Annotated in this window: 20 protein-coding genes; 14 read left to right on the top strand and 6 right to left on the bottom strand. The window is 62.8% G+C overall.

The window, feature by feature from the left end; genetic code table 11:
* The first annotated feature begins 32 nt into the window (after positions 1–32).
* The 5 genes from K8I61_18150 to K8I61_18130 are packed head-to-tail and all read left to right on the top strand — an operon-like array spanning position 33 to position 4893.
* Positions 33–821, top strand: coding sequence for an enoyl-CoA hydratase/isomerase family protein (locus K8I61_18150; protein ID MBZ0273967.1), 789 nt, complete (start codon positions 33–35; stop codon positions 819–821).
* A 19-nt stretch (positions 822–840) separates the two neighbouring features.
* Complete coding sequence (locus K8I61_18145) at positions 841–1935, top strand: glycosyltransferase family 4 protein (protein ID MBZ0273966.1); 1095 nt, start codon at positions 841–843, stop codon at positions 1933–1935.
* Positions 1932–3107 (top strand): glycosyltransferase family 2 protein, encoded by a 1176-nt coding sequence (locus K8I61_18140; protein MBZ0273965.1) that lies wholly within the window; start codon positions 1932–1934, stop codon positions 3105–3107. The genes K8I61_18145 and K8I61_18140 overlap by 4 nt, the downstream gene beginning before the upstream one ends.
* Positions 3108–3120: 13 nt before the next feature.
* On the top strand, positions 3121–3987 hold the full coding sequence (locus tag K8I61_18135; protein MBZ0273964.1) for a hypothetical protein: 867 nt from the start codon (positions 3121–3123) through the stop codon (positions 3985–3987).
* A gap of 36 nt (positions 3988–4023) precedes the next feature.
* A complete protein-coding gene (locus tag K8I61_18130; protein MBZ0273963.1) occupies positions 4024–4893 on the top strand; it encodes a hypothetical protein in 870 nt (289 codons plus the stop codon).
* Here the strand turns inward: K8I61_18130 and K8I61_18125 are convergent.
* Complete coding sequence (locus K8I61_18125; GenBank protein MBZ0273962.1) at positions 4880–5785, bottom strand: MBL fold metallo-hydrolase; 906 nt, start codon at positions 5783–5785, stop codon at positions 4880–4882. The two genes, K8I61_18130 and K8I61_18125, sit on opposite strands and share 14 nt — an antisense overlap.
* Before the next feature lie 203 nt (positions 5786–5988).
* On the opposite strand from K8I61_18125, the gene K8I61_18120 reads away from it, so the two are divergent.
* Positions 5989–6921 (top strand): branched-chain amino acid transaminase, encoded by a 933-nt coding sequence (locus K8I61_18120; protein ID MBZ0273961.1) that lies wholly within the window; start codon positions 5989–5991, stop codon positions 6919–6921.
* A 215-nt stretch (positions 6922–7136) separates the two neighbouring features.
* Here the strand turns inward: K8I61_18120 and fusA are convergent, their stop codons facing one another.
* Both fusA and K8I61_18110 read right to left on the bottom strand, forming a co-directional pair.
* A complete protein-coding gene (gene fusA / locus K8I61_18115) occupies positions 7137–9218 on the bottom strand; it encodes an elongation factor G (GenBank protein ID MBZ0273960.1) in 2082 nt (693 codons plus the stop codon).
* Positions 9219–9320: 102 nt separating this feature from the next.
* A complete protein-coding gene (locus tag K8I61_18110) occupies positions 9321–11003 on the bottom strand; it encodes a hypothetical protein (GenBank protein ID MBZ0273959.1) in 1683 nt (560 codons plus the stop codon).
* Between the two features lie 143 nt (positions 11004–11146).
* Here K8I61_18110 and K8I61_18105 point away from each other — a divergent pair, with 143 nt between their 5' ends.
* Positions 11147–11944 (top strand): ABC transporter permease, encoded by a 798-nt coding sequence (locus K8I61_18105; GenBank protein MBZ0273958.1) that lies wholly within the window; start codon positions 11147–11149, stop codon positions 11942–11944.
* A 244-nt stretch (positions 11945–12188) separates the two neighbouring features.
* Here the strand turns inward: K8I61_18105 and K8I61_18100 are convergent, their stop codons facing one another.
* Positions 12189–12614, bottom strand: a complete 426-nt coding sequence (locus tag K8I61_18100; protein MBZ0273957.1) for a TraR/DksA family transcriptional regulator — start codon at positions 12612–12614, stop codon at positions 12189–12191.
* 120 nt (positions 12615–12734) lie between these two features.
* Here K8I61_18100 and wecB point away from each other — a divergent pair, with 120 nt between their 5' ends.
* On the top strand, positions 12735–13922 hold the full coding sequence (gene wecB / locus K8I61_18095) for a UDP-N-acetylglucosamine 2-epimerase (non-hydrolyzing) (protein MBZ0273956.1): 1188 nt from the start codon (positions 12735–12737) through the stop codon (positions 13920–13922).
* Positions 13923–14013: 91 nt separating this feature from the next.
* Here the strand turns inward: wecB and K8I61_18090 are convergent, their stop codons facing one another.
* Positions 14014–16101 carry a sulfatase-like hydrolase/transferase gene (locus K8I61_18090; protein MBZ0273955.1) on the bottom strand — a complete coding sequence of 696 codons (2088 nt, stop codon included), beginning with the start codon at positions 16099–16101 and terminating at the stop codon, positions 14014–14016.
* A gap of 136 nt (positions 16102–16237) precedes the next feature.
* On the opposite strand from K8I61_18090, the gene K8I61_18085 reads away from it, so the two are divergent.
* The 5 genes from K8I61_18085 (at position 16238) to K8I61_18065 (ending at position 22103) form a co-directional block, all read left to right on the top strand.
* Positions 16238–17821 carry a hypothetical protein gene (locus K8I61_18085; protein MBZ0273954.1) on the top strand — a complete coding sequence of 528 codons (1584 nt, stop codon included), beginning with the start codon at positions 16238–16240 and terminating at the stop codon, positions 17819–17821.
* A complete protein-coding gene (gene rimI, locus K8I61_18080; GenBank protein MBZ0273953.1) occupies positions 17818–18273 on the top strand; it encodes a ribosomal protein S18-alanine N-acetyltransferase in 456 nt (151 codons plus the stop codon). Before K8I61_18085 ends, rimI begins: the two co-directional genes overlap by 4 nt.
* 69 nt (positions 18274–18342) lie before the next feature.
* The gene (locus K8I61_18075) at positions 18343–18684 is read left to right on the top strand and encodes a cupin domain-containing protein (GenBank protein MBZ0273952.1); all 342 of its coding nucleotides are present in this window, start codon (positions 18343–18345) and stop codon (positions 18682–18684) included.
* Between the two features lie 90 nt (positions 18685–18774).
* Positions 18775–20361 (top strand): FG-GAP-like repeat-containing protein, encoded by a 1587-nt coding sequence (locus K8I61_18070; GenBank protein ID MBZ0273951.1) that lies wholly within the window; start codon positions 18775–18777, stop codon positions 20359–20361.
* A 281-nt stretch (positions 20362–20642) separates the two neighbouring features.
* Positions 20643–22103: a neutral/alkaline non-lysosomal ceramidase N-terminal domain-containing protein gene (locus tag K8I61_18065; GenBank protein MBZ0273950.1), complete on the top strand. Its 1461-nt coding sequence runs from the start codon at positions 20643–20645 to the stop codon at positions 22101–22103.
* 116 nt (positions 22104–22219) lie between these two features.
* Here K8I61_18065 and K8I61_18060 read toward each other — a convergent pair whose 3' ends face one another.
* A complete protein-coding gene (locus tag K8I61_18060; protein ID MBZ0273949.1) occupies positions 22220–22603 on the bottom strand; it encodes a hypothetical protein in 384 nt (127 codons plus the stop codon).
* Positions 22604–22970: 367 nt separating this feature from the next.
* On the opposite strand from K8I61_18060, the gene K8I61_18055 reads away from it, so the two are divergent.
* Positions 22971–24131 (top strand): hypothetical protein, encoded by a 1161-nt coding sequence (locus K8I61_18055; protein MBZ0273948.1) that lies wholly within the window; start codon positions 22971–22973, stop codon positions 24129–24131.
* Positions 24132–24135: the final 4 nt, after the last annotated feature.

Raw genomic sequence — 24135 nt, 5'->3', positions numbered from 1 at the left:
ATCCGATTTTCCATCGCCATCCCGGAGCCGTCATGAGCGAAGCCGTCACGCGAACGATCGAGGGACCGGTCGGGCGCATCACGCTGAACCGCCCCGACAAGCGCAACGCGATCAACGCCGAGGTGATCGCGGGCGTCGCGAGCGCCGTGGACGCCTGGGCGCTCGATCCGGACGTGCGCGTCATCGTCATCGACGGCGCGGGCGCCGGTTTTTCCGCGGGCATCGACGCGGCGTGGCTCGCGGGCCTTGGCGCCTCCGACGAGGCCATGCGCGGACCCGCCCTGCGCGAGATGGCGAGGACGATTCAGGCGACGATGAACCGCATCGAAACGGTCGAAAAACCCGTCATCGCCGCACTGCACCGATACGCGATCGGCCTTGGCCTCGAACTCGCGCTGGCGTGCGATTTCCGAATCGTCGAGGCCGGCACGCGGATGTCTCTGCCGGAAATCTACCTGGGTCTCGTGCCCGACTGCGGCGGCACGACGCGCCTGACGCGCCTGGTCGGCGCCGCGCGCGCGAAAGAGGCGGTCATGCTTGGCGACGCAATCGACCCCGACACCGCGCTTGCCTGGGGGATGGTCACCGCCGTCGCGCCCGAGGGCGGTCTGGCCGACGCCGTATCGACTTTCGCCGCGCGGCTTGTCGAACGTCCCGCGCACGCGCTGGGGCTCGCCAAACGCCTTGTCGATTTGTCCTCCTCGATGGACCGCATGTCGAGCTTCGACGTCGAGGTTCTTGTGCAATCGAACAACATCGGCCTGCCGAACTTCCCCGAGATCCTCGCGGGCGGGTTCCAGCGGCTCATCCGAAAGGACTGACGCCCGCGCGGCGCCGGGCATGCGCGTCATCCAGCTCGCCGAAGGCGCGATCTTTGCCGGGATCGAGGCGCATATCCTCGCGCTCGCGCCCGCCCTCCGTGACCGCGGCGTCGATGTGCGCGTCGTCACGTTCGCCGACGGCGAGCTTTCCGCGCGCCTGGAAGCGCTCGGCATCCCGCACGAATCGGTTCGCCGCCGTCACAAGTTCGACCGCCGGCCGATTCGCGAAATCGCCGAGTTGGCGCTTGCCACGGGCGCCATCCTTCACACGCACGGCTACCTCGCCGACATCTACGCCTGGCGCGCCGCCGAACGCGCGCGTTTTGCGCGCGTCGCCACGGTGCACGGCCACCGCGAACCGTATCCCGGCTGGAAGGGCATGCGCATGCGCGCCTATCTCGCAGCGGACCTTTCCGCGCTCAGGAGCGCCGACCGCGTCATCGCCGTATCCGAACCGCTGCGTGCGCAACTGGCGATGGCCGGCGTCGACGCGCGCCTTCGCGTCGTCCCCAACGGTCTATCGCCAGGCGTCGCGTCCGCCGCCGATATCGAGACCATTCGCGCGCAGTTGACCGCGCCGGGGGTGACGAACGTGATCGGATACGTCGGCCGTTTCGATCCCGTGAAGGCGCCGATGCGTTTTCTCGAGATCGCCGCGAACATCCTCGCCGAGCGCGGCGACGTGCGTTTCGCGATGGCCGGCGAAGGCCCGCTGCTCGCCGCATGCCGCGAGCGCGCGCGGGAGATGAACATCGACCGCGCGGTTACGTTCCTCGGATTTCGCAAGGACATCGACGCGGTGCTCGGCGCCTTCGACATCCTGCTCATGCCGTCGGATTCCGAAGGCGTGCCGCAAGCGCTGCTCGCGGCGATGCGCGATCGCGTCGCGCCGGTGTGCTCGCGCGTGGGAGGAATCCCCGCGATCCTTGACGGCGCGGAGTCGTGCCTGGCCGCGCCGGAAACAGCCGCGCTCACCGAACGCGTTTTCGCGATGCTCGACGCGGCGCGGCGCGAGCCCGTCGTCAGCGCGCTCAAGACGAGGTTCGAGGAGCACTACACCGCCGCCGCGATGGCGCGCGCGGTGCACGACGTGTACATCGAGGCGTCCGGATGAGCGCGGCGGAAATCGCCCGCGGCTTGCTCGCCGTCGTCGCGTGCGCTCTTGCCGCCGCCGCGTTCCGGCATTTTTTTTACACGCTCGCCTCGTTGTTGCCGCGCGAAAACGCCGCAAAGGGCGATCCGCCGCGCACGCGCTTCACGATTCTCATTCCCGCGCACGACGAGGAGGCGGGCGTTGCGCGCACGATCGCGTCCGCGAAGGCGCAGGACTATCCGGCGGATCGGTTTCGCGTCGTGGTTCTCGCCGACAACTGCACCGACCGCACCGCGGCGATCGCGCGCGAGGTCGGCGCCGAGGTCGCCGAGCGGATCGATCCCACGCACCCGGGCAAGGGGCAGGCGCTGGCGTGGTATGTCGCGAACCGCGCGTGGGACGACGACGAGGCGCTGGTGTGCTTCGACGCCGACTCGGTGGCCGACGCGGCGTATCTGCGCGCCATCGACGCGCGCCTTTCCGCCGGTGCACCGGCCGTGCAGGGGTACAACGGCGCGCAGTCGGCGCCGGATTCGCCATTGGCGACGCTGTCGCTTCTCACGAACACGATGAAAAACGCGGGCACCTACGCCGGCCGCGCGCGTTTTGGCCTTCCCGCGCCGCTGATGAACGGCTGGTGCCTGTCGGGCTCCGTCCTTCGCGATCCCGGATGGATCAGCTTTTCCGTGACCGAGGACTTCGAGCAGACGCTGCGCCTGGCCGCGCGCGACATCTTCGCCGCGTACGTATCCGACGCACGCATTCTTTCGGAGAAGGCGCGCACGTTCGCCACGGCCGGCTCGCAGCGTCGCCGCTGGAGCGGCGGCGAGTCGAGCCTCGTACGCCAGCTTGCACTGCCTCTTCTGTTTACTGCCATCCGCGACCGCTCCCCCGCGCGTCTGGAACTCGCCTTCGATGTGATACTGCCCGGCTACGCGACACTCGCGGGGATGCTCGCGATGCTCGGGACGCTCGCCGCCGCGATAACCGCCATCCCCCCCTTTGCCGCGGCGCTTTCGGGAATCGCGTTTCTTGCCTTTTGCGGCGCCGTTGCATTTTTCCGCGCCGGTCCGTCCGCGGCTCTTGTTCGAGGCGTTCTTCTGGTCCCGGTGTTCATCGCCTGGAAGATCGCGCTCGCGGCGAAAAGCGCGCTGCGCCCGCCGTCGAGTTGGAAGCGCGCGGATCGGTCGTAAAGGGAATTACGAGATGAAGAAAAGAACGAGCGAAAACATCCCCACACGGCAAATGGTGTTCGACTACGATCGAACGGTCGTTGCGTTTCACGGAACAAGGAAGCGCGTCGCGGAAAAGCTCGTTGACGGCGCGCCGTTCGGCCCGAGCGAAAATGACGACGACTGGCTCGGTCATGGCATCTATTTCTGGGAATACGCGCCGCAACAGGCGTGGGCGTGGGCCGAGGATCGATTCGGCAAAACCGAGGCCGCTGTCGTGGGATCGCTGATTCGATTGGGGCGATGCCTTGACCTATTGGACCCCGGAAACGCGGTCATCCTCAAAGCAACGCACGACAAGCTGGCGTCCGTTTTGAACGCCTCCGGAAAGCGTTTGCTTCAAAATGCCAATAAACACAAATTTCGCGATTGCGCGGTCTTCAATTACCTGTTTCAAAAACTTGAGGACGAGGGACTGGCGATCGAAAGCACGCGCGCGGTCTTTGTCCCCTTAAAGTCAGGCGGCAAGCTGCCTCGCGTCTGGCCTCGCAGTGGCGTATTTCAAAACGCGCATATACAATTATCGGTGCGTGCTCCGGCGAATATTCTCGCTGTGTGGCCCGTTCGGAGAGATGGTCGGTATGGCAAAGATAAAAAAAAACGGAGTGCCAGCCCCGAGCCAACAGGCGCCAAAGGACGTTTGGTCGCACGAGCAAATGCTGGCGGCGATACGTCGTGGGACGGTCGAGGAAGACATCGAAATCCTCAAGAAAGCCGGCATCCTCGACAAAAATGGCAACGTGACCAAGACCTACAAGGACTGGGGTTCGAAGCCTTCACGAACTCCCAACGCCGAAGATCTCGAACGCTGAAACGACATCTCCCCCTCTCCATTGCTTAAGCGCGAGCGGCGCGATAAAACAAATTTCGCGTGCCCATGACAACACACCGGAATCGCCGCGCGTTCATGCGCATTTTCGTGCTTGCGTTCGTCGCGGCTGTCTCCGGTTGCGCCTTCGGCAAGGCCGAAATCACCATCCCCGCGCTGCCCGCGCCCGAGATCAAAAGCTCCGTCTCGCCGGACTTCAAGCGCTCCAAGTACCGGTCGATTCTCGTCGTCATTCCCGATTCGAGCCCGTTGACGCAGGTGACCGCCTCCGGCGGCGATCCCACGCAGCCGCCGCGCGGGGATGGCCCGCTCGATAGCGCCGCGCCGCATCCCTCGATGACGCTCACGCGATCGGAGGATTACGACTTCATCGTTCATCAGGCCGAGCGGATCTTGCTCGAGCGCGGATTCAGCGTGATCTCGCAGGACATCGTGGCGCGCCTGGACAACGTGAAAAGCAAACGTTTCGGCAAGAATCTGCCGGCGCGGCCCGGCAATCCGACGCAGTCGGCGCTCCTTCTCGGCAAGAAGACAAACGCCGACGCCATCCTTGTCATCAGCCACGTCGGCGCATGGCCGCGCGAGGTCGATTTTCTTTTTGACGCCGACGAATTCGAGTTCCGCAACCTTCCGCGCCCGCAGGAAGCCGAGGGCATCTGGGTCAGCTACGGTCTTTGGGACGTCAGCGTCGAGGCCAAAATCATCGACATCAAGACCGGCGAGGTCGTCTGGATCGGCGGCGGTCACATGGACTCGCGCCACCTGTTCGACAACGACTGGCACGGCGTCTTGCATATCCGGGGCGAGGACGTGTACGCCGAATACGAAAACTTTCGCATCGACGACTTCAACACCTACTCCGCGCTCTACCGGCAGGCCGCCATCCTCATGGACCGCGTGCTCGCTACGATTCCCTGACCGCTTGCACGAAACGCCCGTCGCGCTCGACGGCGCGCCCCGCCGCGACGAGACGCTCCAGGTGCTTGCCGATCATCACGCCCTCGAAATAACGCAGCAGGCTCTTGCGCGACGGATGGATGCGGTAAAACGGCTTGCGTTCGCACAATTCGTCGAGCGTCTTCGGTTCGATCAGCGCGCGAAAGACTTTTTCCTCGTTGTCGCGCAGGCGCTTCTCGTACGCGGCGAGCGCCTGGTCGATCCCCTCGCGCAGCGGAAAACGGTGCGACGGAGCGAGGATGCTCGGCGAAAGCCGGCGCACGCGTTCGATCGACGCCTCGAACTGCTCGATGTTCGACTCCGGATTCCCGTACCACGGACCGAACGCGGTGAGATCGACATCCGTGCAGATCACCACGCCCGACGTCTCCTCGACGAATCCGAAGTGGTCGTCCAGATGCCCCGGCAGGTGCACGGCTCGAAGACGCACGGCGCCGAAGTCGAACACGTCCCCGTCGTTGTAAGTCTCGGTCGGCGGCAGCGGCGAAAACCCCGTGAAATCGACGATCGTATGCACCCACTCCTCGCGCAGGCCGGTGTCGCCGATGAAGCGCTCGGCGAGCGCCTTCAGATCGCCCACCGTCTGGTGATGCGGATGGGGCACCGACAGGCGCGTGCCCGTGAAGATCCCGTTGCGGCTGCAATGATCCAGATGCGAATGCGTGTTGATGACGAGGTCCGGCGCGAATCGCGCGCGGACGTATTTCAATAAATCCTCGCCGCAACCGGTGTCGATCACCGCGACAAAATCGCCGCGCACCAGGAAGCTGTGCGAAAACGGCAACCGGCCGTTGTTGCCGCCGACAAGCAAATCGATGCCGGGAACGATGGGGATGATTCGATCGGTGAACACGGGCTTGTCCGGGGTAAACGTGGATCGGCGGATAAAGGATAGGGAATTGCGTTCAACGCGCAACGCCGGCGCCGTGCGTCAACCGTCCGTCGCGCGCGCGACGAACAATTCGAGGGTCCGAATGGCGCGTTTCCTTGATTTGTGGCCGTCGATCCCATAATTTTTTCGGCGACTCGTCGCGACATTCCCATGGGGAGACCAACATGACCGCGTTCCAGGACATATCGGGCAACACCAAGGTGTGGAAAAACGGCGAAATCATCGCCTGGAAAGACGCGACCGTTCACGTGATGACGCACGCCCTGCACTACGGCTCAAGCGTCTTTGAGGGGATCCGCTGCTACGGCACCTCGAAAGGGCCGTCGGTGTTTCGGCTCGATGAACACGTGCGGCGCCTTTTCGACTCCGCGAAACTCTACCGCATGGCGATTCCATTTTCGCAAGACGAGTTTCGGCGCGCGATTCTCGACACCGTGCGGGCGAACGGATTTCCCGCCTGTTACATCCGGCCGATCGTCTTTCGCGGGACCGGCACGTTCGGCGTCAACGCCCTGACCAACAGCGTCGAGGCCTTCATCTGCGCGTGGGAATGGGGCGCGTACCTCGGCGCGGACGCGCTCGAAAAAGGCGTGAACGTGATGGTCAGCAGTTGGAACCGCGTGGCCCCGAACACCCTGCCCGCCGCGGCGAAATGCGGCGCCAACTACGCCAGCGGCCAGCTCATCAAGATGGAAGCCTCCCTCTACGGCTTTTCCGAGGGGATCGCGCTTGGCACCGACGGCATCGTCAGCGAAGGCTCGGGCGAAAACGTCTTCCTGATTCGAAACGGCAAGGCCTTCACGCCGTCCCTGGCCTCGGGGATTTTGCCCGGCATCACGCGCGACTGCGCCATGACGATCTTGCGCGAAATCGGTTACGAGGTCGTTGAAGCGCAGATCCCGCGCGAAATGCTCTATCTCGCCGACGAGATCTTCTTTACCGGCACGGCCGCCGAGGTGACGCCGGTGGTCTCCGTCGACAAGATTCCGATCGGCGATGGACGGCGCGGGCCAATCACCGCGAAGGTGCAGGAGCGCTATCTGCAATACGTCCGCGCCGAGATCGACGACACGCACGGCTGGCATACGTTTGTCTGAATGAATGCGGAGTGCGGAATGGAATCGCGAAGCGTCGGTGACCGCGCCCGCGCCCGTGCCCGAAAACCAATGACGAGAAAACCGCCCGGTCAAACTCGGGCGGTTATTTTTCGACCCGCTCCCTGAAGGTCGCGGTTCGTTGTTCAGAAACGGGATTTGAATTGCCGGGGATCGCGGTCAAGTTCGATCCTCGATCCTCGATCCTCGATCCTCTCCTACTGCCCGTGCGCGGCGGCGATCCGTTTGCGCGCCTCTTCCAGGACCGTCTCCTGCAACTTGGCCGGCATGGCGTCGTAACGCGCGACTTCCATCGCGTAGTTCGCGCGGCCCGAGGAAAGCGAGCGAAGCGTCGTCGCGTATCCGAAAAGCTCCATCAGCGGCGCCTCGGCCGAAAGCTTCTGCGAACCCGCGCGATAGCGGCGCATGTTCAGAACGCGCCCGCGCCGGCGGTTGAGATCGCCTACGATGTCGCCGATGTGTTCGTCGGGCGTGGCGATCTCGAGCGCCATGACCGGCTCCATCAGCTTGGGATTCGCGCGGCGGAACGCCTCCTTGAAGCAGATCGACGCGCACGTGCGGAAAGCCATTTCCGAGCTGTCGACCGCGTGGAAGCTGCCGTCGATCAGCACGACGCGCACATCGACGACCGGATAATCCGCGAGAATGCCGGCTTTGATGGTGTCCGCGATGCCATGACGAACCGCGGGGATGAACTCCTGCGGAATCGAGCCGCCGGTAATGTGATCGACGAACTCGAACCCGCCGCCGGGATTCGGCTCGACGCGCATGACCGTATGCGCGAACTGACCCTTGCCGCCGGACTGCTTGACGTGCTTGTAGGCGTGCTGCGACTCGGCGGTCACGGTTTCGCGATACTCCACCGACGGCGCGCCGACGTTCGCCTCGACCCCGAAATCCGTCTTCAGGCGATCGACGATGATCTCCAGGTGCAACTCGCCCATGCCGGCGATGACGGTCTCCGCCGTGCGCTCGACGACGCGAACCTGGAACGACGGATCCTCGAGCGCCATCTTGCGCAGCGACTGGTGCAGTTTATCGAGGTCCTTTTGCGTCTCGGTCGATACCTTCACGCTGATGACCGTCTCCGGGACCGTCAGCGACTCGAGAAGGATCGGCGTCCCCGGATCGCAAAGCGTGTGGCCGGTGTGCGTATCCTTCATGCCGATCAGCGCGACGATGTCGCCCGGGCCGACCTGCTCGACCTCCTCGCGTTCCTTCGCGCGGATGCGCAGGATGCGGCCGACGCGCTCCTTCTTGCCGTTGGTCGCGTTGTAAACCTGCTGTCCCGCCTTCAGCACGCCCGAATACGTGCGCACGAACGTCTGCTGCCCGACGTACGGATCGTGGATGATCTTGAAGGCCAGCGCCGAGAACGGATCGTTTTCGGTCGGATGACGCATGTGCGTCTTCTCGTGATCGTCGATGTCGTATCCGGTGATCGCGCCGGCATCGAGCGGCGACGGCAGGTAGTCGACGATCGCGTCGAGCAGAAGCTGCACGCCGACGTTTTTGTAGGCCGCGCCCGCGAAAACCGGCGTCAGCAGTAGCCGCTGCACGCAGTGGCGCGTCACGCGCTTGATGAGGTCGGTCGGAACCGGTTTCTCGTCAAGATACAGCTCGGCGATCTCGTCGTTGAACTCCGAGAGCTTTTCGAGAAGAGCCTGCCGGTGCGTTTCCACCTCGCCCTTGTATTCGTCGGGGATGTCACCGATGACGCGCTGCTTTTCCGGGAAGGTGATGGCCTTCATCTCCACGAGATCGATAAGGCCGATGAACCCGTCTTCCTTGCCGATCGGCACCTGAAACGCGATCGCGTTCGCGTCCAGCCGGTCGTTGAGCTGCGCGATGACGTCGAAGTAATCGGCGCCCGGCCGGTCGAGCTTGTTGACGAACGCGATGCGCGGCACGCGGTAGCGATCCGCCTGGCCCCAGACCGTCTCGCTCTGCGGTTCGACGCCGCCGACGCCGCAGAACACCGAGGTGATGCCGTCCAGCACGCGCATCGAGCGCTCGACCTCGATCGTGAAATCGACGTGCCCGGGCGTGTCGATGATGTTGATCGACGCATCGTTCCACTTGCACGAGATCGCCGCGGACGCGATCGTGATGCCGCGCTCCTGCTCCTGTTTCATGAAGTCCATCGTCGCGGTGCCTTCGTGAACCTCGCCGAGCGTGCGCTTCATGCCCGTGAAGAACAGAACGCGCTCGGTGACGGTCGTCTTGCCGGCGTCGATGTGGGCGACGATGCCGATATTTCTCACGTTTTGCAGACCCATCTTTTTTCCCTTGTAAAAACGACGAAACGCGGGGACTCGTCCCCGCGAGGCGCGCGTTACTAGCACAAAACCATGTTCCCAACAAGACGCGTTTTGCGTTTGTCAGCCGGCGTTCGTTTCCCGCGGCGCGCAACGATAGGCAAACGCCGGACGCTCGCCGAGAAGCGGCCCCGCACCATAGGAGCGCGTCTCGATGATATCACATCCGGTGGGCGGCGGCTCAAAGGTGACGTGGTGATTCGGCGCGAGGTCCGGGCAAAGTTCCGCCACCCAGGCCGATGCACCCGGCGCGCGTGTCCCGCGCCGCCCGCGCGCTTCGCAGGCCTCGAAGTTGTGCCACCCGAACCACTCGTACCCGCCGTCGATGTTCTCGACCGGCACGCCGGATTTCGCGATCGCGTCGGCCATCGCCCAGCGCAATTCGGCGCCGTCGCGATACTGCCGGACGCGCACGACATCCAGCGCCAGGATCAGGAGCAGAATCGGGATCGCGAAAGCAAGCGCGATCCGCCGATCGCGGGCGGCGGCGACGGCCCCAAGCGCCATCGGCGGAACGAGCACAATGAAATAGCGATCCATGAACCAGCGTATCGGTACCATGAGGGCAACCTGGGACAGAATCACTATCAGCGCGATCGCGACAAGCGGATCGATGCGAAGGCCCTCGCCCCTCCCGCCATCGGGAAGTGCGGCGGCGGGAGCGTCGGAACGCGTCTTTAACAGCCAATACAAAAGCATCGGCGCGCCCGCGGCAACACCCGCGTACACCCAACCCCACGCCGACATCGGCGCGAGCGTCGGCGCCTTGGTCAACATGCTCGGCGCAAGCGCCCAGGATCCGCCTCGCGCGCGGACGATCGCGATGATCCCCCCCAACACGGCGCCGGCGAGCGATGCGACGACGAGCGCGGGCGCCGCGCGTTTTCCCGCCGCTTCCTCGCGCGCGCGCCGGATCGCGACGATCGCAGGAAGGAAATAGAACGCGGCCGACGCGATTGCGACAATGGCGCGCCAGGGTCCGTCCGCAAGCCAGACGGACGGCGAAAACAGGCGTTCAGCGAATTCGGCCGACTTCTGGTCGAGCGTTGTCGAGATCGGGTGAACAAACGGCTTCGCCAGACGAAAGGCGACGTAAGACGCAAGCGTCGGCGCGGCGAGCGCGGCGAACGCCCACGCCGGTGTGCGTTTTCGCAGTTGGGCAACGGCAAGGAGCACGGCGATAAACGCCGGCGCGAGAAAAAGCCCGTGGATCTTCGCCCAGATCGAAAGCGCCGCGAAAACCGACGCCGCCGCGAGCGACGCCGTTCGCCGCCTTCGCGCGTAATCGACGAATGCCGCGAGCGCGAGCGTCTCCACGAGAAGAAATACGGGATCGCTCTGGAAAGTGAACGCAACGACGAAAACCGGCGGCGCGGCGAAGGCGCAAAGCGCGACAATCGCCGCGAACCGCGCGGTCCCCCCCGCGACGCGCGCAAGAAGATAGACCGCGTAAACGGCCGCGGCGGTGATCAGGAAGTTTAACGCGGCCGTCAGCGGGAACGATGCGCCAAACAGCTTCGCGAGTGGCCACGCGGCGGCTAAATGCAAAACGGCCGCCGCGGAGTTGAACGAATCAAATCGGGGGACGCCGCTTTCGAGAAAGTGCTTCAGCGGAAGAACGAAGTTCCAGGAGTCGTCGAGCGGCACGGCGGCAAATCGCCCGGCGGCGATTTTCGCGGCGAGCATGACGGCGGTGATGACGGCAACGGCGATCGCGTCGTCGAGCCGGGGCCGGCGCCGATTCAAAGCTCGTCCCACCGCCGCGTCTTTCGATTAACGACGTCAAATCGCCCGATCGTCGCGCGGCCTCTTCGCGCGCGCGGCGGATTCGGGTAAACAAGACGCACGGTGGGCCTCTCATTCGCGGCCCGCGTGGCGAGGACGGCCGTTTGCTCGAACAATTTCGATCGCTCTACCGGCAGAAGTACCTCCTCTGGGGTTTCGTGCGGGCGGATCTGCGCAACCGCTACGGCGCCAGTTTCCTTGGCCTTTTCTGGTCGGTCATCAATCCGCTTCTGCTCATCCTGCTTTATGTGCTCGTGTTCGGCTACATCCTCGACGTCAACGTCGGCGGCAACGCCGGACCGAAAAACTACGGCATCTTCCTTTTCGCCGGCATGCTGCCGTGGATCGGCCTGTCCGACGCCGTGCAGCGATCGTCCATGGTCATCATGGAAAACAAGGATTTCGTGAAACAGGTCAACTTCCCGAAGATCATGCTGCCCCTGCGTTGCGTTCTGGGGGCGTTCCTTCACGAGATCGTCGCGCTCATCGTTTTTATCGTCATCCTGGCCGCGCTCGGTCAGTCGCCTTCCATCGTCATGTTCGGGCTTTTGTTCGCGATCTGGCCGCTTCAGCTTCTTTTCACCCTCGGCATCGCGATGATCGTCAGCGCCGTGACGGTGTTCTACAAGGACGCCCGCGAGCTGACCGCCGCGATCCTCACGCTCTGGTTTTTCGGCACGCCGATCATTTTCCCGGTCGTGCTCGTTCCGGAGTCGATCAAGGCGTTTTTCTATCTCAATCCCCTGACGTGGCTCGTCAACCTCTATCGGGCCGCGTTGCTTGGCGACGTCGTGCCGGACCTCTACGGCTTCAGTTACTTCTCCGCGCTCTCCTTGTTGGTCGCGATCATCGGCTGGGTGTTTTTCCACCGATTTTCCAGAGACTTCGCGGATTTGATCTGAGGCGAGGATAGAGGATTGAGGATTGAGGATCGAGTGGAATCGCAAAGCCGCTTCACGTTCAGCAAACCGCAAGTCGCGAACCGCGAGTGGAAGCCGGGTAAGTCTGCCGCCGGAACCGGATGGCGACGCACTCGAACGCGATTGGAGGACACTCAATCCTCGATCCTCGATCCTCAATCCTCCAAACAAAAAGGCCCCGCGTTTTCGGCGGAGCCTTTCGATATTCCGAAGTGTTTTCCTACACTTAGAATAGCGTATCGATTTTTGTGCCGGTGATGCCGCGCCGCGAGCGCTTTTCTTTTTCGAGTTCCGCCTTGTAGTCGACCGAATAGCGCGTCCACGGGCGAATCTCGAGGCGGCGGCGGTCGATCAGCTTGCCGGTGCCTTCGCAGTACCCGAATTCGCCGTCCTCGAACTTAGCGAGCGCGTGTTCGATTTCCTTGAGCAATTTGCGGTCTTTATCCAGAAGGCGCCACGCCAACGCCGCTTCGCTTGCGTGCATGGCCTGATCCGCCTCGTCGCCGGCCGTTCCGCCCGAAAGGGCGCCGTCACCGAGCGTCTGCTTGGCTTTTGATACGATTTCGTTGCGCTTTTCCATCAGAATCGAGTAATAGCGCTCGAGTTCTTCAGGGGTAAGCTCATCCGCCGGTTTTTTTCTCGGTCCACCCATTTTCGATTCCATCTCCCATCTATGGTGGCAGGGAACGGGATATCTAAGGAAAACACAACGATTTTGCAAGCCCCCGCGCGCGATGACGAAAAATTCCGTCCCGTATCGTGAGATAACTTAATGGCCCCGGATTTCGTTGACCGGCCGGCGTTGGGGCGATTACGATCGACGAACAACCCGGGAGGCTCCTTGCCGGAAAAAATCCGGGCCGCTGTCGTCTTCGGCACTCGACCGGAGGCCATCAAGCTGGCCCCCGTCATCGCCCAGATGCGCCGCCGGCCGGAGCGGTTTGACGTTTTCGTCGCCGTGACGGCCCAGCACCGTGAAATGCTGGACCAGGTGCTGGCGCTTTTTGGCATCGTGCCGGACGCCGATCTCGACATCATGCGCGCGAACCAGACGCTCGATGGCATCGTCGCCCGCGCCATCGAGGGGTTGGGAAGCACCTTTGACGCGGCCAGGCCCGACCTCGTCCTCGTCCAGGGCGACACGACGACCACTTTCGTCGGCGCGCTCGCCGCGTTTCATCGGCGGATCCCCGTCGGCCACGTCGAGGCCGGGCTGCGCACGCACGATCGCTATTCGCCCTTCCCCGAGGAGATCAATCGCCAGCTCACCTCGCGGCTTGCGTCGCTGCACTTCGCGCCGACACCGCGATCGGCCGCCGCGCTGCTTTCCGAGGGCATCCCGGCCGAAACCATCCACATCACCGGAAATACCGTCATCGACGCGCTGCTGGATGTCGCCGCGCGCCCGTTTTCGTTTGACGATCCGATGCTCGCCGATCTGCCGGAGCGCACCGTGCTCATCACCGCGCACCGGCGCGAAAGCTTCGGTGCGCCATTTCAGGCGATGGGCCGCGCCATCGCGAGTCTTGCCGACCGCTATCCCGACGCCGCGTTCGTGTACCCGGTGCACCTGAATCCGAACGTGCGCGAACCGGTGAACGCGATCCTCGGCGGCCACGCGAACGTCCGGTTAATCGAGCCGCTCGACTACGCGCCGTTTGTCCACCTGATGAAACGCGCGCACATCATCCTCACGGATTCCGGCGGCGTGCAGGAGGAGGCGCCGTCGCTCGGCAAACCCGTGCTCGTCATGCGCGAAAAGACCGAGCGCCCCGAGGGAATCGAGGCCGGCACCGTTCGCCTTGTCGGCACGAACGAAGCCGACATCGTCGAAGCGGTGACGACGCTGATGGATGACGACGACGCCTGGCGCGCGATGGCGATGGCGAAGAACCCTTACGGCGACGGCCACTCCGCCGAACGCATCGTGGATATCTGCGACAAGACGTTCGGAACTTGAGGAGGCTGGAAGCGGGGTCCGTAGTTCTTTCCTATTTCCTGCTTCCTCTTTCCTCTTTCCTCTTTCCTCTTTCCTCTTTTCTCTTTCCTCACTATTGCAAATACCCCAACGAACGCAGTCGCTCCAGCTCCTCGGGCGATAGATCGCGCTCGCCGGTTTCGGTGCGCGTTTTCAGCGCCTGATTGGCCTTGTCGATGATCGCTGAGAGCGCGGGCGCCGCGCCCGGTTCGTACACGTTCGTCTTTTCCTTCGGATCGCGATTAAGATCGAAAAGTTCGTGGCCGCGCTCCACGCGGAAGTCGTCGAGATCAAATACGATCGGCTCCACGAGTTTCTTTGTCGTCGTGCGTACTCCGAATCGATGAGGGCCGAAGACCTCGCTTTCCGCGAGCACGTTTTCCTCGGCGAACTGCGTCAGAATGCGCGGCGCGCCCGTATCGCAGCGCACATCCGGATGTGCACCGAGCGGTAGGAACGACGCCGCGCGCACGATGTCGTAAATGGCGCGCTGGGCGATCTGCGCGCCGGTCATCACGATGCCCGCGCACCCGCCCTCGGGCGGCTTCACGATCAGCGGCACGCGCACCATTTCCTCGTAGAGCGAAATCGAATGCCCCCACATGCCGTGGTCGTTGAATTCCTCGCCGTGGTCGGAGGTCACGATGATCCAGGCGTTTTTGTATCGCCCCCACCCCTTCATCTTCGAGAAAAGACGCCCGACGTGATCGTCAACGTCCAGGATTTCTTCGTCGTAGCGCGCGCGCACCTTGCGCTCGTCTCCGCGAGAAAAATCGCGCGCTTGCCTGGCGAAGGTGAAAAACGGCTCGGACATGATCGCGTCCAGGCCGTCGCCCTTGCTGCCGAAGCGCCCGCGATAGCCCTCGCGCGGCGCGTAGGGGTAATGCGTGTCGTAGAGATGCAGAAAGACGAACGCCGGCGTCGGCGTCGCCGCAAGCCACTCGATGGCGCGATCCACCGCGTCCTCGGCGGGAAAGTCCGCGCGCAGCACGTAGAAATCGAATCCCGATCCGTAGCCGTAGCGCGGGCTGAGCAGGTAGTTCGTCGCGAACGCGGCCGTCGCGTATCCGCGCTCCTTCAGCGATTCGGCAAGCACCGGCGTTTTCGGGTCGAGCGACCGGTCGATCGAAACGACGCCATGCTCGAACGGGAGCAGGCCCGTGAACATGCTCATGTGCGCGGGAAGCGTCCAGGGCGCGTGCGAAATGTGCTCGTCCACCACCACGGAATCGCGCGCCAGGCGATCGAGGTTCGGCGTCGTCTCGCGCTTGTATCCGTACAGGCTCATGTGATCGCGGCGCAGCGTGTCGATGCTGATAAGGATGATGTCCGGCGCGCCGTCGTTGGGCGTCACGGGCCGCGCCGCGCCGTAAGCCAGGATCGCGCCACCGACGAGAATCGCACCCGCGATCAAAAGCGCGAACGGCGCCCGCGATGGGCGTTTCTTTCGACGGTCATCCCGTACCGCTTTGTCATCCCGTACCGCGTTGTCATCCCGCACCGCTTTGTCATCCCGTACCGCTTTGTCATCCCGCACCGCTTTGTCATCCCGCACCGCTTTGTCATCCCGTGCCGCTTTGTCATCCTGAGCGAAGCGAAGGATCTCCTTCCGCCTGCGGAATTTCGAAATCTTTCCGGCAAGCCGGCTCCCGATCGGCAAGGCGACAAGCAGCGTCGCAAGCGCGAAGGCCGCGGTCGCCGCCACGAGCGCCCCCGCGGCGACGATCATCGGCGGCAGCGTCACCGGGTCGAGCAGCATCGGCAGGATGACGCGCGAAAGCACGACAAACGCGGACAGCTCCGAGGCCAGTGGCCCGGCGAGGTTGTGGCGCATCACGAGAGTCACCGCGAACACGACGCCCGCGAGCACAAACGACAGCGCGAACGGAAAGGCGGCGAAGGCGCGGCGCCGCCGGACGGTATCCTTCGCGATGCGCCGCGCGATCGACATGAACGCGACGATCGCGATCCCGGCGAGAATCCCGCGCATCACAAAGGCGGAAAGCCGCGCGCGCACGACACCGCGCGCGACATTCGGCAACTCGCGCCCGAGGTAATCGTGTTCGACGATCGTGTACACCGCGGATGCGCCGGCCGCCGCGAGAAACACGCCGGCCGTAAACAGCAAGATCGCGAAGGGGACAAGAAAACGTCTGCGCATTTGAAGTGGTGATGATAGGAGCGCGCGCCGCACGGCGCAAACGCCGCCATCGCCCACGCCCTTGTCCGGGGCGCCTTCGTTGACCCTCCCATCGCCCGCGCATACACTGTCGCGCCCACTTGCCCGGGGATCAACTTTGCCCAAATTTTTTCATGCATTGACGGCGATTGTCGCGGTCGGACTTTTTGCGTTCGCCTGCACGCAGGACGCGTCGTATGAAGGCGTTTACGAGCCGCCGTGCCCGAACGAGATCATCGACGAGGACTACAAGGGTCCGTGGCACATGGCGCTCGGCATCGGCCTTGGCGGCCTTGGCGCGATGGATATCGCGCTCGACAACCCGGAGCTGTTCGCCACCGCCGCGTCGCTCGGCGGGCCGGTTGATCTCGAATTGCTGCTCGGGTCGATCAAGGCCCGGCTCGACGCGCCAGATGACTGGGACGACCTGCCCTCGCGCGTGGAATACTTCGCCTTCCTTCGCGACATTTTCATCGCGCTCGGCAACCCCTGCTATTTCAATCCCGCGAGCGCGTTTTACCCGCCGGGCGTCACCGGCGGAACGCAGCAAATCGTCACCGGCGTTCCGACGCCCGATTCGCCCGACGGCTCCGTGCCGCTGACGACGTTTTTCGAGGGCGAGGACGACGAGTTCCTGGTCGATTTCCTTCTCGCCGTCGACGTCAACGGCAACAGCCGCCGCGATCCGGGCGAGCCGATCTTCTGCCCGATGCGCGAAGCGTTCACCGACGGCAACGGCAACGGCGTGCACGACGCGGGCGAGGCGTTTGACGACCTCGGCCCGGACGGCGTCGCGGGCACCGGCGACGCGGGCGAAGGCGACGGCGCCTATTCCTATACCCCCAACGTGGCGAACTGGTTTGCCCGCAGCCCCGCGGCGCGCGCGCGCAGCGGCGAGATCGACGCCACCTCGCGCTATCGCGGCGGGCTCTACGCGGACGCCGCTACGGACGATTACTGGCCGTTCGCGACGCACGCCGCGTCGCTCGCCTCGGCGATCAATGCGCATTATCTGACGGTCGACGAACCGGACCCGGCCTATTGCCTGCGGTTCGAGGCCGGGCTTTACGACGGCTTCATCGGCGGCTTCCCTTCGCCTACCGAGCCGATCTGGTTTGCGTCCAAGCACGCGTCGCTTTTGTTCGAATCCGAGGCGGCGCCGGATGACATCGAGCAAAAGCACACCGGCAGCGAGGCCGTGCGCGTCGCGCGCTACAATCACGTGCTGTCGTTTGCCTCCTCGCGCGTCGCGAACGGACTGTTCGGCGACGACCCCAAGGACTCGCGCCCGTATTATCAGACGAGGGCGTTTGCCGCCTCGACGTTCGGCGAAGATGTCGTCGTCGAGTATGGCGTTTTCCTGCCCGCGGGTTACTACGACGAACGCAGCCGCTGGAAGACGTATCCGCTGCTTCTTGTTTTCCTCGATCGCGGCAAAACGCCAAACGACATGGACCAGCTCGTCGAGGCGCAGGGCGCGCTCGCCGCGCGCGGATACGCGCAGCAGGTCGTCATGGTGCTCGTTTCCGGCGACGCATCACCGGCCGGCCGCGAGGGTTATTCGTTCTTTTTCGATCCCACGGCGTCGGAATTTCCGGGCGAATTTCGTAGAATGATCGTGAACGATCTGCTGCCGCACCTGGAGCGGCAATACCGGATCAAGTCGCGCGATCCCCGCGAGGACGACGACCGTTTCGAATGAGACGCGAGCTTTCTCCCATCGTTCGCGCCGCGGTGCGCGAGGACCTCGAAGGAGTCATGGCGATCGAGGAGGCGGCGTTCCCCGGCCCGTGGTCGCGCCAGACCATGAGCAAGCAGTTCGAGAACCTTTTTTCGCTCTTTCTTGTCGCGGAGTGTCCCCAGGGAATCTGCGGTTTTGCGCTGTGGTGGCTGATCGTCGACGAGATGCATCTGCTGAAGATCGCCGTCGACGAACGATACCGGCGCCAGGGCGTCGGCGCGGAGCTTCTCGCGCAGGGCGAACGATCGGGCCGCAGGCGCGGCGCGCGCTTCGAATATCTCGAAGTGCGCACCACCAACGAAGCGGCCATCCGTTTCTACGAAAAATTCGGATTCGCGCGCGTCGGCACCCGCCGGGGGTATTACGCCGAAACCGGCGAGGACGCCTACGTCTTGTTCCGGCGTTTCGAATAGAATCGAACGCCGCGCGGATCGCCGCCGCGGGATACGCGTGGTAAAATATTGCCCGATTCGGAGGGCCGCATGCACATCGTCGCGTACAAAAATATCGTAGGAAAAGCGATCGAAAACGACGAGGTTTCCGGCGTCACCCTGCGCGTCGGCGCGGGGCCGGACCAGGGCGCGCCGAACTTCACCATGCGCGTTTTCACCGTGAGGCCCGGCGGTCACACGCCGCATCATCATCACCCCTACGAGCACGAAATTTTCTTCCACGCCGGCGTCGGCGAGGTGGAGTACGAGGGCGAGGTCGTTCCGGTAGGACCGGGTTACGTCGCCTACGTCGCGCCCGACGCGGTTCATCAGATCCGCAACACGGGCGCCGAGGATCTTGTTTTCATTTGCGTCGTTCCGAAAGGCATCTGACGCGGGGGCAACCCTGGATAGCACGGGAATCACCATTCACAAGCGGTGAAATGCGGCGGGATTCTCCTGAAAATCGGGAGGGGCGGGAACGTGAGAAACGCAGCCGATCCGAAATCCGCGTTGCGGGCAGTGTCGTCTTCGTTCAATGTTTCACGTATTTTTCGAATTATCCTGATTCCGATTATTATATTTTTTGGAATCTTTTGCCACGCAGCTTTGGCACTGGATATTCCCGACCGACCCGCCCCGTCCTGGTCCTATCCGGCAAACGGCGACCATCCGGACTGGAACCAAAATCTCGATGGCCCGACGATCGTCTTTCTCGACGTAAACGGGGACGGTTACGACGACCTGCTGTTAGGATACGGACACCTAGACTACGAATCCGGCGAATACGAGCAAAACTCGAGCACGATCCTGGTATTTTTCGGGAGCGCGGACGGCTTGTCGGCCGAGCCGGACCAATATCTATTTCGTGACGATTCTTCTATATTCGGCCAAGGCATCCAGAACGCCGGAGACGTCAATGCAGACGGCATAAGCGATTTGTTGATTCATGATTGGAATTGGCCCGGTGGTTTTGGCTCGGTTGGCCGGTTCTTTCTCTTCTACGGGACGCCCTACGGACTTGAAGCAGATACCGTCGAAATTCTAACGGGAAACTTTCAGAACCGCTACTACTATTCGGATTCGGTGGCGTCGGATATCGACATAAACGGCGATGGCTATAGCGATCTCGTTTGGCAACGTGAAATTTGGAACCGTACTCCGGAATTCAACGATGATTTACACATAATCGAAGCATTTTACGGCGACGATTCGACGCACGTTTTTAACGCGCCTGTGTGGGATTATGATTATGACGGTATAGAAATATTCGGAATTATTGCTCTCGGCGACGTCAACGGGGACAAATTTGACGATTTCGCGATTTGCGCAAATGGTTACGGGTCACAGCCTGTCTTTCTCGACATATTTCACGGGAGTGAAACCGGCCCGCGCAATCAACCTGACGAAATAGCATTAAGCAACCCCGGCGCCGATTTTCCTGCATGGTGTGAGCTTGAAAGAGCTGGTGATATTGACGGTGACGGAAACGACGATTTATGGGGGTATGATCAAGGCACAGCCGAAATCTATATTTTCTTCGGATCTAGTTTGGGGATATTACCATTTCGAACACAGATCCTTCCTCCCCCCATATCGGGTTATGCCCACGCGAAATACCTTGGAGATATCAATCGCGACGGATATGACGACATCGCGATTACAATGGACCGATCAATCATACGAATTATGTTCGGATCGGCAACGGGCGTCGACACAACTTCGTTTTGGGAATACGACTGGGACGACTACACGTACAGCTACATCCCCTATATCGGCTACGACCTAGGCGGCGAAGGCGGCGACGTTCAAAACAACGGTTACGCCGATTTTGCCTGGACCGCGCAAAATTACGTCGGACCCGGATCGTACGAAATGCAGACCCACGTGTTTTTTATGTCCGCCTCGACGACATCGACGAGTACGACAACCGTGAGTTCGTCTACGACCTCCACCACCACGACTCAACCCGAAGAACCGGACGACGACGATACAGCGCTCGACGACGATTCCGGCGACCCCGCCGATGGCGGGGGTGACGACGATGACAAGGGCTGCTGCGGCTATTGAGGAAATTTTCCCAATAATTCGTAAAAATTCAACACCGCGTGGAAAACCGATGCACCATATACGGTGTTGTCCGTCCCGTTCCATGTCGATACGACACGGCTAAACCACAAGACGTCGGACGTGCGGGACGTGGTGTACGGAGTAGGCGCGCCTCCATGGGGTTTCTCGATACGCGACAAAACGACGTGGCCTTCGTTGTCGCTTTCGGACTTTGCGTTCCGCCTGGCGTCGTTGTCAGGCGCTTGCGAATTTGCGAGCATCAGTTTTTCGGAGGGTTTCTGATGATCAGGAAATCGCGGATCAAGGTGTTCAGCACGCTGTGGGTGCTTTCCGCGCTCGCGCTTTTCGCGCCGGGATGCTCCTGCGGCGACGACGACGATGACGACGATTCCGGCACGGCGACCGACGACGACGCGGCGGATGACGATGACGACGCGGACGACGATACGGCGGCCGATGACGATGCCGCGGACGACGACGCCGGCCCGTTCTTTTTCGCGGGCGCGTCGCGCGTGGACATTTCGCCCGCTTCCGATTGGCCGCTGAAGATGGGCGGCTACGGCATCTACTTCCTTTCGGAAAACATGTGCCGCTGGTCCACGGGCGTGCACGATCCGCTCTTCGCGACAGCCATCGCCGTGCGCGACCGTGCGTCGGCGCCGCTTGTTTTCGTCAATCTCGATCTCGTCGGCGTCGTCATCACGGACGTGGTGCGCATTCAGGACGGCGTCGCGCTTGCCGCGGGCATCGATGCGGAGCGCGTCATCGTCACCGCGAGCCATACGCACGGCAGCCCGGACAGCGTCGGCATCTGGGGCGTCATCGTCCCGCCGATTTCCGGGCGCGACGAGGCGTACATGGATCAGGTTGTCGAGGGCGCGATCGCGTCGGCGCTGGACGCGATCGGCGATCTTCGCCCCGCGCGCCTGTTTTTCTCCACCGGAACCGAACCGGACATGCACTACAACTCGAACGATGTCCTCGATCCCACGGCCATGGTAGACAGCACGATGACCGTCATGGCGATGCGGGATCCGGACGGCGCGCCGATCGCGTCCATGATGAGCTGGGGTTGTCACCCGATGGTGATGGGTCCGCAGAACACGGAAGTCACCGCGGATTTCGCCGGCGCGTATTATCGCCTCATGGACGACGAGGTCGGCGGCGTGAACATGTTCGTCAACGGATCGCTCGGCGCGAGCGTGCACCCCATCAATCCCTTCGATCCGTGGGATTACGGCGACGGCCGCGAGTGGGGCACGTGGCAGGATGTCGATAACACCGGCCGCGTGCTCGCCGACGACGCGCAGGATCTTCTCGACACCGCGCGCGAAACCGGCGACACGCATATCGAGACCGTGACGCAACCGCTGTTCGCGAAATTGCAGAACCCGTTTTTCTATCTGGTCGGCACGTGGGGCATCATCCCGCGCGACGTGCCGAACCTCGGTGAGGACGGCGAAACGAAGATCACGGCGGTTTCCATCGGGCCCGCCCAATTCGCCACGGTTCCCGGCGAGCTGGTGCCGGACATCAGCTTCATCCTTCGCGGCATCATGGGGGGAGAGCACCAGTTCGTCATGAATCTCGGCCAGGACTGGGTGGGCTACGTCATCCTGCCCGAGCAGTTCTTCCACATCGCCTACATCTACAACGACCTGCTTTCGGTCGGTCCGCAAACGGGCACGGCGCTCATCGACGGTTACGCCAATCTCTACGCGGACTGGCGCGGCGAGGAATAAGGGCCGTCCCAACGGTTGGAACCGCGACCGCAAGGGAGCGGGTACGAGCTTGGCCCACTCGCAAAACGGGCCCGGCGCGATGCCGGGCCCGTTTTTTCTGATCGCGCTGAAGTCGGCTATTTTTTCAGTTTGCCGGAAAACGGCATGGTCTGCGGGTCTTTCCCCGTTTCCGTGTAAACCAGCGTTCCGCTGATCGTGTCGCCGACGACCTTTCCTTTCCACTCATTCTTGCCGCCCTTGTCGTTCATCGCCGTGGACGTGAAATCGGTGGCGGGCCCCATCGATTTGGCCGTGTACGCCTCGGCTTTGAAGCCATATTTGTCGCATTCGGTCGAATGAAGCTTGCCGGCCATGAATTCCAGCGTGTCCGGCGCGGGCTTGCCGTCCTCGCCGGGCATGGTGATCTCGTACGTCTTGCCGTCGAGCGAGCCCCCGGCGTACGCGGCGACCGCCAGGGCCATCACGAACAAAACCGCAACACCCAACATGACGCGCTTCATACTCTCCTCCTCATGGACGGACTTGCCGTCCCGGCGAATGACACGCATCGAACGCGCGCGAGACCATCCCGCGGACGATTCGAAGACGCGTTTGAGACGCGAATCGCGAACCCGATGCACCTGTCGGAAAAAACGTACCGGAGGATTTCGCGGCCCCACGCGCCCTGCTCCCACCGCGTCCGATCCCCGGCAACCTCCCACTCCCCCCATCGACAATTCGGTTCACGCGATAGATAACGCCACGCGAGGCTCCGGGCGCACAAAAATATGCAGAATTTGTTTTTGCGCTAACCCGTCGAAACGGGTTGGCATGCCGGGTTGGCCTTTGTTACGATCGCGCGCCCCAAACGCCTTGGCCCCGGAAACGATGACCCCAAACCCCAGGAACACGTCGAACGACGCGACCAGCGCCCGGCTCGTTTGGGGCCTCGCCGCGGTCGTCCTCCTGCTTGTCGCGGCGGTTCTTGCCGGCGTCCTTTTCGGGCGCGAGTGGCTGGTCGACATCTTCGGCGCCGGTACGCTCGCCAGGAAGTACGAAAAGAAGTTCGTATTGAAGCGCCAGGCGTTTGCAGGGCTTTCCCCCGAAATTCGCGAGGCTTTCGACGTCGGCGTGCTGCACGACGATGCGTCGAAGGAGTGGTGGTACATCAACGCACATCTGTTCGACGATCATGCCAACATGTTCGCCGTCATGATCGCGATGCTCAAGGACGGGCGCCTGTATGGCGTGCTTTCCGACGTTCGCAACAAGCAGCGAGCCATCATCGCGGTGCCCGAAACGACTGTCTCCTTCGATCCCGCGTCGCGCTCGTTTTCCGTGGGCGCGGCGACGCTGACGCAGCCCGATCCGGCTTATCTTTGCTACGATTTCGTCGTCGCGCGCGACGACGTGTCAATCGACCTGGACATTTGCGCCGAGAAGCCGCCCATCGCGATCGGCGAGACGGGGACGATCCGCATGGGCGAGTCCGGTGAGAGCAAGTATTACAGCATGACGAACGCGGTGGTGCGCGGCTCCGGTCGCCTCGGTGCGCACCAGACAAATTTCGTGGGGCGCGGCTGGATCGACCGGCAATGGGGCAACTGGCACACCTGGGACTTCGACAAGTGGGACTGGTTTTCGATCCAGCTTGAAAACAACACCGAGATCCTGCTTTTTCAGTTCTGGAAGGACGGCCGGATCATCCACCAGTTCGGCGACATCTGCCTGCCGAATCAGCAGTCGCGCAGTGACTTTCGGTTCCGCTCTACCGCCAAGGCCACATGGCTTTCTCCCGAAACCGGCGTGCGTTGGGACACGGCGTGGGTCGTGATCATTCCCGAGTACGAAGCGCGGTTCGAACTGACCGCCGACTTCGAAAATCAGGAGATCGACCGCGCGCTGTGGGAAGGCGGCATCGGAGTCGCCGGCCGCTGGCAGGGCGAAGTGGTCCGCGGGCGCGGCTTTTTCGAAGCGCGCCGCCGGCACGACATGCCGGGCGCGCCGTCACGCACATTCGGCATGCCGGAACCATCAACCGCCGAGTAGCGCC

The organism is bacterium (genome assembly GCA_019912885.1).
Classification (GTDB): Bacteria; Lernaellota; Lernaellaia; order JACKCT01; family JACKCT01; genus JAIOHV01.
The sequence above is the reverse complement of the archived record's forward strand: the minus strand, read 5'-3'. Positions and strand labels throughout refer to the sequence as shown.